This is a genomic window from Kocuria sediminis (genome assembly GCF_009735315.1).
GTDB lineage: Bacteria > Actinomycetota > Actinomycetes > Actinomycetales > Micrococcaceae > Kocuria > Kocuria turfanensis.
In genome coordinates, this window is record NZ_WOGU01000011.1 from 70,151 (window position 1) to 82,908 (window position 12,758).

Annotated in this window: 11 protein-coding genes; 6 read left to right on the forward strand and 5 right to left on the reverse strand. The window is 72.8% G+C overall.

The window, feature by feature from the left end; translation table 11 throughout:
- Positions 1-41 precede the first annotated feature (41 nt).
- On the forward strand, positions 42-1,388 hold the full coding sequence (hisD, locus tag GMA12_RS13445; RefSeq protein WP_162459850.1) for a histidinol dehydrogenase: 1,347 nt from the start codon (positions 42-44) through the stop codon (positions 1,386-1,388).
- Between the two features lie 7 nt (positions 1,389-1,395).
- A complete protein-coding gene (gene nrdR, locus GMA12_RS13450) occupies positions 1,396-1,968 on the forward strand; it encodes a transcriptional regulator NrdR (protein WP_162459851.1) in 573 nt (190 codons plus the stop codon).
- A 211-nt stretch (positions 1,969-2,179) separates the two neighbouring features.
- On the opposite strand, the gene ppgK is transcribed toward nrdR, so the two are convergent.
- Together ppgK and map are read right to left on the reverse strand one after the other, a co-directional pair.
- Positions 2,180-2,992 carry a polyphosphate--glucose phosphotransferase gene (ppgK, locus tag GMA12_RS13455; RefSeq protein ID WP_156269996.1) on the reverse strand — a complete coding sequence of 271 codons (813 nt, stop codon included), beginning with the start codon at positions 2,990-2,992 and terminating at the stop codon, positions 2,180-2,182.
- Positions 2,993-3,038: 46 nt separating this feature from the next.
- Positions 3,039-3,932: a type I methionyl aminopeptidase gene (gene map, locus GMA12_RS13460; RefSeq protein WP_162459852.1), complete on the reverse strand. Its 894-nt coding sequence runs from the start codon at positions 3,930-3,932 to the stop codon at positions 3,039-3,041.
- 125 nt (positions 3,933-4,057) lie between these two features.
- Here map and GMA12_RS13465 point away from each other — a divergent pair, with 125 nt between their 5' ends.
- Positions 4,058-4,234 (forward strand): SPOR domain-containing protein, encoded by a 177-nt coding sequence (locus GMA12_RS13465; RefSeq protein ID WP_139318569.1) that lies wholly within the window; start codon positions 4,058-4,060, stop codon positions 4,232-4,234.
- Positions 4,235-4,244: 10 nt separating this feature from the next.
- On the opposite strand, the gene panB is transcribed toward GMA12_RS13465, so the two are convergent.
- The gene (gene panB, locus GMA12_RS13470; RefSeq protein WP_156269997.1) at positions 4,245-5,081 is read right to left on the reverse strand and encodes a 3-methyl-2-oxobutanoate hydroxymethyltransferase; all 837 of its coding nucleotides are present in this window, start codon (positions 5,079-5,081) and stop codon (positions 4,245-4,247) included.
- A gap of 145 nt (positions 5,082-5,226) precedes the next feature.
- Here panB and glnA (GMA12_RS13475) point away from each other — a divergent pair, with 145 nt between their 5' ends.
- The gene (gene glnA / locus GMA12_RS13475; protein WP_047801484.1) at positions 5,227-6,567 is read left to right on the forward strand and encodes a type I glutamate--ammonia ligase; all 1,341 of its coding nucleotides are present in this window, start codon (positions 5,227-5,229) and stop codon (positions 6,565-6,567) included.
- A gap of 19 nt (positions 6,568-6,586) precedes the next feature.
- Positions 6,587-9,652 (forward strand): bifunctional [glutamine synthetase] adenylyltransferase/[glutamine synthetase]-adenylyl-L-tyrosine phosphorylase, encoded by a 3,066-nt coding sequence (locus GMA12_RS13480; RefSeq protein ID WP_156269998.1) that lies wholly within the window; start codon positions 6,587-6,589, stop codon positions 9,650-9,652.
- Between the two features lie 120 nt (positions 9,653-9,772).
- Here the strand turns inward: GMA12_RS13480 and glnA (GMA12_RS13485) are convergent, their stop codons facing one another.
- Positions 9,773-11,197 (reverse strand): type I glutamate--ammonia ligase, encoded by a 1,425-nt coding sequence (gene glnA, locus GMA12_RS13485; RefSeq protein ID WP_156269999.1) that lies wholly within the window; start codon positions 11,195-11,197, stop codon positions 9,773-9,775.
- A 195-nt stretch (positions 11,198-11,392) separates the two neighbouring features.
- On the opposite strand from glnA (GMA12_RS13485), the gene GMA12_RS13490 reads away from it, so the two are divergent.
- Positions 11,393-11,839, forward strand: a complete 447-nt coding sequence (locus tag GMA12_RS13490) for an RDD family protein (RefSeq protein WP_156270000.1) — start codon at positions 11,393-11,395, stop codon at positions 11,837-11,839.
- Positions 11,840-11,907: 68 nt separating this feature from the next.
- On the opposite strand, the gene GMA12_RS13495 is transcribed toward GMA12_RS13490, so the two are convergent.
- The gene (locus GMA12_RS13495) at positions 11,908-12,705 is read right to left on the reverse strand and encodes a DUF4191 domain-containing protein (protein ID WP_162459853.1); all 798 of its coding nucleotides are present in this window, start codon (positions 12,703-12,705) and stop codon (positions 11,908-11,910) included.
- Positions 12,706-12,758: the final 53 nt, after the last annotated feature.

Here is a 12,758-nt window from a genome sequence, read left to right on the forward strand (position 1 = left end):
CGGGCCCCGTCAGGGGTGGTGCGGTGGAATACCATGGACACGTGACTACTGCTGAGACGACCACGACGCCCGCCCTGCGCACGATCGACCTCCGCGGCCGGCAGCTGTCCTGGGCCGAGCTGCGCGCGGCGGTGCCCCGGCAGAGCACCTCGTCCCTGGCGTCCGCCGAGCAGGCCGTGGAGGAGATCATCGCCGCCGTCCGCGCGGAGGGTGCCGCGGCCCTGCGCCGCTACGCCCTGCGCTTCGACGGCGTGGAGCAGCAGCGGCTGCGCGTGGACCCCGCCGAGATCCGGCGGGCGGTCGACGCGCTGGACCCCGCGGTGCGCCACGGCCTGCAGACGGCGATCGAGCGCACCCGGGCCTTCGCGGCGGCCCAGCGCCCGGCCGACGCCCGCCTCGAGGTGGCTCCCGGGGCGGTCCTGGTCCAGCGCTGGACCCCCATCCGCCGGGCCGGTCTCTACGTCCCGGGCGGGCTGGCCGTCTACCCCTCGTCGGTGGTCATGAACGTCGTCCCGGCCCAGGCGGCCGGGGTCGGGTCGATCGCCCTGTGCAGCCCGCCGCAGCGGGAGTTCGGCGGCCTGCCGCACCCGACGATCCTCGCGGCGGCGGGTCTGCTCGGGGTGGACGAGGTCTGGGCCATCGGCGGGGCCCAGTCCCTCGCGGCCATGGCCCACGGCGTGGTCGACGGCGAGGACGTGCTCGAGCCGGTGGACACCGTCACCGGCCCCGGCAACGTCTACGTGGCCACGGCCAAGCGGCTGCTGCGCTCCGTGGTGGGCGTCGACGCCGAGGCGGGCACCACCGAGATCGCCGTGCTGGCCGACGACACGGCGAACCCCGCCTACGTTGCCGCCGACCTCATCTCCCAGGCCGAGCACGACCCCGCCGCCGGGTCCGTGCTCATCACGCACTCGCCGGCCCTGGCCGAGCGCGTCGCGGCGGAGCTCGCCGTGCAGGTGCCGCGCACCCGGCACCGGGAGCGGGTGGCGACCGCGCTGACCGGGCCGCAGTCCGGGGCGGTGCTCACCGACGACCTGGACGCCTCGATCGCGGTGGCCGACGCTTACGCCGCCGAGCACCTCGAGATCCACACCGCCGCCCCGCAGGAGGTCGCCGCCCGGGTGCGCAACGCCGGGGCCATCTTCGTGGGCCCGTACAGTCCCGTCCCGCTGGGCGACTACGCCGCCGGGTCCAACCACGTGCTCCCCACCGGCGGCACCGCCGTGCACACGCAGGGGCTGTCCACCACCTCCTTCCTGAAGGCCGTGCAGATCGTGGAGTACTCGCAGGAGGCCCTCGCCGAGATCGGCGCGGACATCGTGGCCCTGGCCGACTCCGAGGACCTGCCCGCGCACGGCACGGCCATCACGATCCGCACCGGGGGCTGATCCGACCGTGCACTGCCCCTTCTGCCGCCACACCGACTCCCGCGTCGTGGACAGCCGCACCACGGACGACGGGACGGCGATCCGCCGCCGCCGCCAGTGCTCCGAGTGCGGCCGCCGCTTCACCACGCTCGAGACGACCACGATCTCCGTGATCAAGCGCTCGGGCGTCACCGAGCCCTTCGACCGGCAGAAGATCGTCAACGGGGTGCGCAAGGCCTGCCAGGGGCGGCCGGTGAGCGAGGACGACCTCGCGATGCTCGCCCAAGAGGTCGAGGAGACGATCCGCGCCCTGGGCGCCGCGGAGATCGAGGCCCACGAGGTGGGGCTGGCCATCCTGGCCCCGCTGCGCCGCCTGGACGTGGTGGCCTACCTCCGCTTCGCGAGCGTCTACCAGGCCTTCGACGGCCTCGGCGACTTCGAGGAGGCGATCGACCTGCTGCGGCAGCAGCAGGCCGAGCAGTCCGGGCAGCAGACCATCCCCGCCGCGGTGGAGCCCGCGGGCTCCGGGGCGAAGAAGCGCCCCGGCCGCCGGGCCCGGCCCCGGAGCCTCGACGGCGTGTCCCAGCCCCGGCTGCTCTGAGTGCGGCACCGCGGCGACACGTCCCGGCGTGTCTCTTGCCGCCGACCGGAGGAGGGTCGTAGAGTAAGCCTCGTAACAAGCTCCCGCCGGGGGCTGCGGAGGGGAAGCCGCGGCCCCCGGCGGGTTTTTTTCGTGCCCGCAGCACACGACGACGCCCGGACGCCTCCGCGAGGAGGCGTCCGGGCGTCGTCGTCCGGCGCAGGCGCCGGGGTCAGTCCTCGGACCCGTGCGGGATGCCCGCCCACAGGGCCGCGCCCACGATGCCCGCGTTGTTGCGCAGCTCGGCGACCTTCACCGGCGTGCGCAGCTCCAGGAAGGGCAGGAACTTGTCCGCCTTCTTCGACACCCCGCCACCCACGACGAACAGGCTCGGGGTGAACAGGAACTCGACGTGGCTGAAGTAGCGCTGCAGCCGCGTGGTCGCCCACTTCTTCCAGGGCATGTCCTCGCGCTCGCGCGCCGCCGCGGAGGCCTTCGTCTCGGCGTCGTGGCCGTCGATCTCCAGGTGGCCCAGCTCGGCGTTCGGCACGAGCTTGCCGTTGAGGATCAGGGCCGAGCCGATGCCGGTGCCCAGGGTGATCACGATGACCAGGCCCTTCACCCCGCGTCCGGCGCCGTAGACCGCCTCGGCCAGGCCCGCGGCGTCGGCGTCGTTGAGCGCCTCGACCGGCCGGCCCAGCCGCTCCGTCATCAGGGTGTCCACGTCCGTGCCGATCCAGGACTTGTCGATGTTCGCCGCGGACAGCGCCACCCCGTCCTTGATGATCGCCGGGAAGACGATGCCCACCGGCGAGTCCGGCGCCGGGGCCTCGGGGCGGGACTGCAGCTCCGCCACGATCTGCTCCACGACCTCCGCCACCTTCTCCGGCGTGGCCGGGCGCGGGGTGGGGATGCGGAAGCGCTCGCCGACGAGCTCGCCGGTGTCCAGGTCGACGATGCCGCCCTTGGTCCCGGTGCCGCCGAAGTCGATGCCGATGACGCGCCGGCTCGGGACGTCCGCGACGGAGCGATCTGGTGTGGTCATGGGGCGGTCCTCTCGGGGGGCCGTGGTCGATTGATCAGTGCGCAGTCTACGGCAGGGTCAGCACGTCCACGCCGTCATCCGTCACAACCAGCGTGTGCTCGAACTGCGCGGTGCGCATCCGGTCCCGGGTGGTGACCGTCCAGTCGTCGTCCCACTGCTCCCACTGGATCGTGCCGAGGGTCAGCATGGGCTCGATCGTGAAGACCATGCCGGGCACCATGAGGGTGGCGTAGGACGGGGCGGCGTCGTAGTGCGGGACGATGAGCCCGGAGTGGAACTCCCGGCCCACGCCGTGGCCGGTGAAGTCACGGACCACGCCGTAGCCGAAGCGCCGGGCGTACTTCTCGATCACCCGGCCGATGACGTTGATCTCGCGGCCGGGCCGGACCGCGTTGACGGCCCGGTTCAGCGCCTCCTCGGTGCGCTCCACCAGCAGGCGGGACTGCTCGTCGACCTCGCCCACCAGGAACATCCGGTTCGTGTCGCCGTGGAAGCCGTTCTTGTAGGCCGTGACGTCGAGGTTGATGATGTCGCCCTCCTCCAGCACCGTGGAGTCGGGGATGCCGTGGCAGATCACCTCGTTCAGGGACGTGCAGATGGACTTCGGGAAGCCCCGGTAGCCCAGGCAGGACGGGTAGGCGCCGTGGTCGCACAGGTACTCGTGGGCGATCCGGTCCAGGTCGTCGGTCGTGGCGCCGGGCACGGCGGCCCGGCCGGCCTCCTGCAGGGCGCGGGCCGCGATCCGGCCCGCCTCCCGGATCAGCTCGACCTCCTCGGGCGGGTAGACGTTCCCGCCCCGGCCCTCGTCGGGCTCGGCCCGGCCGACGTACTCGGGCCGGGGGATGGACGCCGGGACGGGGCGCTGCGGGCTCAGGGACCCGGGGGCGAGGGCACCGACGGGGGCGGCGCCGCCGGGAGCGGTGAGGTTGTGCGAGAGCACGGGGGTCTGGTCCTCCTGGTTCTTCGGGTCTGTCGGCCCCGTCGGGGCCTAGGATCTACCCTAACGCGCCGGGTGCCCGCCCGGTCCGGTCGAGGACGCCCCGGCGGCCCGGGGAAGGAGAGGTCATGAGCGAGTTCTGGTTCAACGTCTACACCCACGAGGTCGAGGAGGGCCCGCAGTCGGACTACCGCAAGCTGCTCGGTCCCTACGCCACGCGCCAGGAGGCGCAGAACGCCCTGAAGCTCGCGGCGGAGCGGACCCGGAAGTGGGACGAGGAGGACCGCGCCTTCGACGAGGGCTGAGCCCCGCGGCTCAGAAGCTGTGCTCGGGACCCGGGAAGGTCCCGGTGCGCACGTCCTGCACGTAGCGGCCCACGGCGTCGGCGACCACCCCGTGGAGGTCCGCGTACTGCCGCACGAAGCGGGGCATCCGCCCGCGGCGCAGCCCCAGCATGTCCTGCCACACGAGCACCTGGCCGGTGGTCCCGGGCCCGGCGCCGATCCCCACGGTGGGGACGTCCACGGCGGCGTCCACGGCGAGGGCGGCCTCGGCCGGGACCATCTCCAGGACCAGGCAGAACGCCCCGGCCGCCTCGAGGGCGCGGGCGTCCTCGACCAGGGCCTGTGCTGCGTCGCCGCGGCCCTGCACCCGGTAGCCGCCCAGGGCGTGCTCGCTCTGCGGCGTGAACCCCAGGTGCGCCACGACGGGCACCCCGGCCTGGACCATGGCCCGCACGTGCGGGGCGAACCACGCCCCGCCCTCCAGCTTCACCGCGTGCGCCCCGCCCTCCTTGAGGAAGCGCACCGCGGTGGCCACCGCCTGCTCCGGGGAGGCCTCGTAGGAGCCGAAGGGCAGGTCGACGACGACGAACGCGCGCTCGGCGGCCCCGGACACGGCCCGGCACAGCGGCAGCAGCTCGTCCACGGTGACGGGCAGCGTGGTGTCGTAGCCCAGGACGTTGTTGCCCGCGGAGTCCCCGACGAGCAGCGTGTCGACGCCCGCGGCGTCGAAGATCGCCGCCGTGAGAGCGTCGTAGCTCGTGAGCATGGTGAACTTCTCGCCGCGGCGCTTCGCCTCGCGCAGGTGGTGGGTGCGCACCCGGCGCACGTCGAGGGCGCCCGGCTCCGGGCGGGTGGTCTCCTGGGTCATGGCCCCAGCCTAACCGGCGGGCTCCGCGCGCCCGGCGGGGGGCCCGGGCGGGCGCGTTAGAGTGGGCGGGACAGCAGGCGTGCCCGTGTCGGCACGGCACACGCCCGCGGCGCCGGCCGCGGGCAGGAAGACGAGGAACACAGCCATGGACCGTCAGCAGGAGTTCGTCCTCAGGACCATCGAGGAGCGGGACGTGCGCTTCGTGCGGATGTGGTTCACGGACGTCGTGGGCAGCCTCAAGTCGGTGGCGCTGGCCCCGGCCGAGGTGGAGGCGGCCTTCGAGGAGGGGCTCGGCTTCGACGGGTCCTCGATCGAGGGCCTCTCCCGCGTCTCCGAGGCGGACATGCTCCTGCAGCCCGACCCCTCCACGTTCCAGATCCTGCCCTGGCGGGGGGAGACCGAGCCGACCGCGCGGATGTTCTGCAACATCCTCACCCCCGACGGGGAGCCCGCCTCCTCGGACCCTCGGGGTGTGCTCAAGCGGGTCCTGGAGAAGGCCTCCGACATGGGCTTCACCTGCTACACCGCCCCGGAGATCGAGTTCTACCTGCTGAAGTCCGCCGACCTCGACGCCGAGGGCCAGCCGGTGCCGGTCGACCACGAGGGCTACTTCGACCACGTGCCGGGCGGCGTCGTGCAGGACTTCCGGCGCAAGGCCGTCAACATGCTCGAGGCCGTCGGGATCTCCGTGGAGTTCTCCCACCACGAGGCCGGCCCCGGGCAGAACGAGATCGACCTGCGCTACGCCGACGCCCTGCAGACGGCCGACAACATCATGACGTTCCGCACCGTGATCAAGGAGGTCGCGCTCGCCCAGGGGCTGTACGCCACCTTCATGCCGAAGCCCTTCACGGAGCACCCCGGCTCGGGCATGCACACCCACTTCTCCCTCTTCGAGGGGGACACCAACGCCTTCTTCGACGGCGGCTCCGAGTTCCGGCTCTCCCGCACGGCCCGCCACTTCATCGCCGGCATCCTCCGCCACGCCCCGGAGTTCACCTCGGTGACCAACCAGTTCGTGAACTCCTACAAGCGGCTCTGGGGCGGGGGAGAGGCACCCTCCTACCTCTCCTGGGGGCACAACAACCGCTCCGCCCTCGTGCGGGTGCCGCTGTCCAAGCCGGACAAGGTGCAGGCCGCGCGGATCGAGTACCGCGGCATCGACTCCGCGACGAACCCGTACCTGTCCTACGCGGCGCTGCTCGCGGCGGGCCTGCAGGGCATCGAGAACGAGTACGACCTCCCGCCCGTGGAGCTGGACGACGTCGCCGCGATGAGCTCCGCCGAGCGCCGGGCCCTGGGGCACAACCCGCTGCCCTCGAGCCTCTACGACGCCATCCGGGAGACGGAGGAGTCGGAGTTCATGGCCGAGCTGCTCGGGGAGCAGGTCTACGACTACTTCCTGCGCAACAAGCGCCGGGACTGGAACGACTACCGTCGCGTGGTCACCCCCTTCGAGCTGAAGAACAACCTCGGCATCCTCTGAGCCCGGGACGGAGCGCGCCATGACCCACCCTCCCCAGTCGGCGTCCGCCACGGACCCCGTCGCCTCCGGGCGGCTCATCAAGCTCGGCTTCGCGGACACGGGCAACGCCCAGCGTTGGCTCGGGTTCCGCGAGCTCGGCCCGGTGGACCAGGACCGGCTGCTGGAGGGCCTGGCGCTGGCCGCCTCGCCCGACGTCGCCCTGCAGCTGACGGTCCGCCTGCTGGAGGGCTCCCCCCAGCTGGCCGAGCGGATCAACGCCGGCCCGGAGGCCTCCGAGACCATGTTCCGGCTGCTGGGGGCCTCCGAGGCGCTGGGCGAGTTCCTGCTGCGCCGGCCCGAGCACCTCGACCTGCTCGCGGAGCCGGCCGCCGCCGAGCCGGAGGAGATCTCCGCGGAGCAGTTCCGCACCGCGCTGCTGCACGCGGTGGGCGCGGACCCCGCGGCCCGGACCCCGGTGGCCGGGGACACCGGCGACGAGGCCTACACCGCTCTGCGCGTCGCCTACCGCAGGGAGCTGACCCGCATCGCGATCCGCGACGTCGGCGCCCTCTATCCCGCCGACCACATGCCGGCGGTGGGCCGGCAGCTGGCCGACCTCGCCGCCGCCGCGCTCGAGGCGGCGCTGGCCGTCTCCCGGGCCGAGGCGGCACGGACCTGGGCCCCCGAGCTCGTGGACCGGGTGCGGCTGGCCGTGATCGGGATGGGCAAGTGCGGGGCCCGGGAGCTCAACTACATCTCCGACGTCGACGTGGTCCACGTCATGGCCGTGGACGCCGGGCACGAGGAGGACGGGCCGGACGGCGCGGAGGCGACGAGCATCGCCACGGCCCTGGCCACGGGCACCGCCCGGGCGATCATGGCGCGCGCGGCGGAGCCGCCGCTGTGGGAGGTGGACGCCAACCTGCGCCCCGAGGGCAAGGACGGGCCCCTGGTGCGCACCCTGGAGTCCCACGTGCGCTACTACGAGCGCTGGGCGGAGTCCTGGGAGTTCCAGGCCCTGCTCAAGGCCCGCCCCATCGCGGGGGACCCGCAGCTGGGGCAGGCCTACCGGGAGGCGATCGAGCCGTACGTCTGGCGCAGCGCCGCGCGCGAGGGCTTCGTGGAGTCCGTGCAGGCCATGCGACGCCGGGTCACCGACAACATCCCCGACGCCGAGGCCGAGCGGCAGATCAAGCTGGGCCCCGGCGGCCTGCGCGACGTCGAGTTCACCGTCCAGCTGCTCCAGCTCGTGCACGGGCGCACGGACGAGCGGGTCCGCACCCGGGCCACCACCGACTCGCTGCGCGCGCTGTCCGAGGGCGGCTACATCGGCCGCCGCGACAGCGAGCAGTTCGCCGCGCACTACCGCTGGCTGCGCCTGCTGGAGCACCGGATCCAGCTCTTCCGCATGCGCCGCACCCACCTCATGCCGCGTGCCGAGCGGGAGCTGGTGACCGTGGCCCGGTCCCTGCGGGGCGCCGCGGACACCGCCCGCCCCTCGGCGGAGTCGCTGCTCGAGGAGTGGCGCAAGGTGAAGCGCAACGTGCGCGGGATGCACGAGCGCATCTTCTACCGGCCGCTGCTGGCCGCGCTGGCGCACCTGCCCGAGAGCGACACCAGCCTCTCCCCGGAGTCGGTGCGGGACCGGCTGGCCGCCCTGGGCTACCGGGACCCGAAGGCGGCCGTGCGGCACATCGAGGCGCTCACCCGCGGGGTGAGCCGGCGGGCCGAGATCCTGCGGACCCTGCTGCCCGTGCTCCTGTCCTGGTTCGCCGACGGAGTGGACGCCGACGCCGGGCTGCTGGGCTTCCGGCGGCTCTCGGAGTCCCTGGGCACCACCCCCTGGTTCCTGCGTCTGCTGCGCGACTCCAACGCGGCCGCCGAGCGGCTGTGCCAGATCCTCTCCAGCTCCCGCTACGTCACCGACCTGCTGGAGAACTCCCCGGAGGCGACCGCCTGGCTCGGCCAGGACGACGACCTCTGTCCCGTCCCCTTCGAGACCCTGTGGACCGAGATCCGCTCGCAGATGGCCCGGCACCCCGACTCGGGCGAGGCGATGCGGATGATCCGCCTGATCCGCCGCCGCGAGGAGCTGCGCGTGGCGCTCGCGGACACCTCCGGGCTGCTCGACGTCGAGCGGGTCGCCGAGGCGCTCTCCGACATCGACCGCGCCTGCATCCTGGGCGCCCTGCACGCCGCCGAGCGCGAGGTCTACGACCGCTCCGGCCGCGTCGCCGAGGTCCTGGTGGTCGCGATGGGGCGGCAGGGCGGGCGGGAGATCGGCTACGGCTCGGACGCCGACGTCATGTACGTCTACGGTCCCGTGGGGGAGGCGGACCCGGCCGCCGCCCGGGAGCAGGCCGAGACCCTGCTACAGCGGATGGTGCAGCTGCTCAAGGCGCCGTGCAGCCCGCCCATCGTGGCGGAGCGGGTGCTGGAGATCGACAACGACCTGCGCCCCGAGGGCAAGCAGGGCCCCATGGTGCGCTCCGTCGACTCCTACGCGGAGTACTACGCCCGGTGGGCCCAGACGTGGGAGTTCCAGGCCCTCACCCGGGCGCTGCCCGTGGCGGGCAGCGACGACCTGGCCGAGGCGTTCCGCCGCGTGATCGACCCCCGCCGCTACCCGGCCGAGTTCACCGAGGCGCAGCTGCTGGAGATCCGCCGGATGAAGGCGCGGGTCGAGAACGAGCGCCTGCCGCGCGGCGCGGACCCGTCCCGGCACGTGAAGCTGGGCCGGGGCGGGCTCTCGGACGTGGAATGGCTGGTGCAGACGCTGCAGCTCCAGCACGCGCACCGGGTCCCGGGGCTCCGGACCACCAGCACGCTGCGCGCGCTGCGCGCCGCCGAGGAGGAGGGTCTGGTCACGGCCGAGGACGCCGCCGCCCTGGCCGCGGCCTGGCGCCTGGCCACCGCCGTGCGCAACGGCAACGTGCTGCGCACCGGCCGCAGCTCCGACGCCCTGCCCTCGAAGCGTGCGGACCTCGAGGCGGTGGCCCGCTGGTGCGGGTACGGCCACGGCGGCGCCCGCCTCCTGGAGGAGGACTACCTGCGGACCACCCGCAAGGCCCGCGCCGTGTTCGAGCGGCTCTTCTACGGCCACTGACGGACCCCTGCGCGGGGCCCGCGCACGGGAACGGCCCCGGACCCCTCGAGGGGTCCGGGGCCGTTCCCGTGGGTCTGCCGCCTGCGGCTGGGGCGCCGCGGGCCGGTGACGCCGCCGAACTCAGACGCCGTAGTACAGCGAGAACTCCAGCGGGTGCGGGACCACGGAGAGCGGCTTGAGCTCGAACTCGCGCTTGTACTCGATCCAGGACCGGACGGTGTCCTCGGTGAAGACGTCCCCGGCGAGCAGGAACTCGTGGTCCTCCTCCAGGGCCAGCAGCGCCTCCTCCAGCGAGGCCGGGGCCTTCTTGATGTCCTTGGCCTCCTCGGCGGGCAGCTCGTAGAGGTCCTTGTCGATCGGGTCGGCCGGCTCGATGCGGTTGCGGATCCCGTCCAGGCCCGCCATCAGCTGGGCGGCGAACGCCAGGTACGGGTTGCACGAGGGGTCCGGGGCGCGGAACTCGAGGCGCTTGGCCTTCGGGTTGGTGCCCGTGATCGGGATGCGGATGCCGGCGGAGCGGTTGCCCTGCGAGTACACCATGTTGACCGGGGCCTCGAAGCCCTTCACCAGGCGGCGGTAGGAGTTCACGGTCGGGTTCGTGAACGCGAGGACGGCCGAGGAGTGCTCGAGCAGACCGCCGATGTACCAGCGGGCCAGGTCGGACAGGCCCGCGTAGCCCTTCTCGTCGTAGAACAGCGGCTCGCCGCCCTTCCACAGCGACTGGTGGCAGTGCATGCCGGAGCCGTTGTCGTTGAAGACCGGCTTGGGCATGAACGTGGCCGACTTGCCGAAGGCGTCCGCGGTGTTCTTGATGACGTACTTGAACTTCTGCAGGTCGTCGGCGGCCCGGGTGAGGGTGTTGAACCGGTAGTTGATCTCGGCCTGGCCGGGACCGCCCACCTCGTGGTGGGAGCGCTCGACCTCGAGGCCCACCTCGTCCAGGGCCACGCACATCGCGTCGCGCAGGTCGGCCTGCTTGTCCACGGGGGAGACCGGGAAGTATCCGCCCTTGGTGGCGGTCTTGTTGCCCAGGTTCCCACCCTCCTCCTTGCGGCCGGTGTTCCACGCGGCCTCGTCGGAGTCGATGGCGTAGAAGGAGCCCTGCGGCTGGACGTCGTAGCGGACGTCCTCGAAGATGAAGAACTCGGCCTCGGAGGCGAAGTTGGCGACGTCGGCGATGCCGGTGGACGCCATGTAGGCCTCGGCGCGCTCGGCGACGCCGCGGGGATCGCGGTGGTAGGGCTCACCGGTGCGCGGGTTCACGATCGAGCAGGTGACCACGAGGGTCTTCTCGACGCGGAAGGGGTCCACGAACGCGGAGGTCGGGTCCGGGATCAGCTGCATGTCCGACTCGGCGATGCCCTGGAAGCCGCGGATGGAGGATCCGTCGAACAGCTGTCCGTGCACGAAGAAGTCGTTGTCCACCGACTTGGCCGGGAGGTTGAAGTGCTGCTGCACGCCGGGCATGTCCGTGAACCGGACGTCGACGAAGACGATCTCCTCGTCCTTGATGAACGCGAGGACTTCCTCGGGTGTCTGGAACATGTGCTGTTTCCCTTCTCAGATGGGCTGGACCGCCGTGCCGAGACGTTCGTGCGGCGTCCTTTTCCGGGGCCAACGCTACGGACCCGGCATTAAGGCTCCGTGTCCCGGGTGTTTCCTCGGTGTTACACGGGGTGGCCCGGGGAAGCCACGGTCTGGGCGTCAGTCTAGGCGAGATCGCCCCGATACCCTGGGGGCATGATCGACAGACGTGACGTCGGCTCCTGGCTCGAGGGCCCGGGGACCGGCCCCCGGCAGTACCCGGGGCAGCGCCTGGGGCGCCCGGCGGCGGGGCCGGGCTCGGTGGGCCGCCCCGGACGGCGGCTCGTGGCCCTGGCCCTGGACTGGTACCTGTGCTGGGCGCTCGCCGCGTGGCTCGCCCCGCAGTGGAACCAGCACGGGCTCGTGACCCTCGCCCTGCTGTTCCTGCTCAACGTGCTCCTGGTCGGGGCCGCCGGGCACACCCTGGGGCACTGGGTGACGGGCCTGCAGGTGCAGACGCTGGACGGGCGCCCCTCCGGGTTCGCCCGGGCCGTGGTGCGCTCGCTGCTGCTGTGCCTGCTGATCCCGCCCGTGGTCTTCGACCCGGACCAGCGCGGCCTGCACGACCGGGCCGCGGACACGATCCTCGTGCGCACCCGCTGAACCGGGCCGCCTCGACGACGGAGCCCCCGCCTTCCCAGGGAAGGCGGGGGCTCCGTCGTCGAGGCGGCTCAGCGGCCGCGCATGGCCTTGCGGTCCGGGCGGGCGCGCATCGGGTCGACGCCCTTGGGGATCGGCAGGCGGTTGCCGAGCGTGCTGATCCGCTTGTGCACGGTCTGCACCTCCTGCTGGGTGAGCTTCTTGTCGAGCTTCTTCATCTGCTTGGACAGCTCGCGCAGGGGCACCTGGCCCTCGCCCTTGCCGGTCTTGATGACGTGGATCGGCACGTTCTGGATCACGGGACCGATCCGGCGGCGCTCCTTCGAGACGATCTTGTCGACCCGGCCGGCGGGACCCTCGGTCACGAGGACCACGCCGGGGCGGCCGATGGCGCGGAAGACGAGGTCGCGGGTGCGCGGGTCCATCGCGGCCGGCTGCTCCTCCACGATCCAGCCGCGGCGCAGGGCGGACAGGGCCGCCCCTGCGGCCCCGGGCTGGTCCTCGATCCGGGCGAAGGCGGCGCGCTCGGCCCTCCGGGAGAGGTAGAACGAGGCCGCGAGCAGGGCGAACGGCAGTCCGATGAGCAGGCCGGTGATCCAGTTGCCGAGCAGGGCGCCGACGAGCAGGAACGCCAGGAGCACACCGAGACCGATCAGCAGCATCCACCAGCCCACGTTGGGCTCGACCTCGCGGGTCATCTTGAAGACCTGCTTGATCTGCCCGAGGAAGCCGGGGCCCTTGGTCGCCTTCCGCTGCTTCTTCGCCTCGCGCTTCTGCGCCCGGGTTGGCTTCCCGCTCGGCGTCCCCGTGGGCTTCCCGGAGGAGGTGGATCGCGACGCGGGGCGCGACTTGGCGTGGGAAGGTGACACGGTGAGACCTCGTCCTGTGGTGCGGTGGCGGTGGTTCGGGGACCACGGCGCGC

Coding starts and splice junctions, on each gene's coding strand:
- ppgK (WP_156269996.1), bottom strand. CDS start 2,992: ATGACCACACCAGATCGCTCCGTCGCGGACGTCCCGAGCCGGCGCGTC.
- GMA12_RS13465 (WP_139318569.1), top strand. CDS start 4,058: ATGAGCGAGTTCTGGTTCAACGTCTACACCCACGAGGTCGAGGAGGGC.
- panB (WP_156269997.1), bottom strand. CDS start 5,081: ATGACCCAGGAGACCACCCGCCCGGAGCCGGGCGCCCTCGACGTGCGC.
- glnA (WP_047801484.1), top strand. CDS start 5,227: ATGGACCGTCAGCAGGAGTTCGTCCTCAGGACCATCGAGGAGCGGGAC.
- GMA12_RS13480 (WP_156269998.1), top strand. CDS start 6,587: ATGACCCACCCTCCCCAGTCGGCGTCCGCCACGGACCCCGTCGCCTCC.
- glnA (WP_156269999.1), bottom strand. CDS start 11,197: ATGTTCCAGACACCCGAGGAAGTCCTCGCGTTCATCAAGGACGAGGAG.
- GMA12_RS13490 (WP_156270000.1), top strand. CDS start 11,393: ATGATCGACAGACGTGACGTCGGCTCCTGGCTCGAGGGCCCGGGGACC.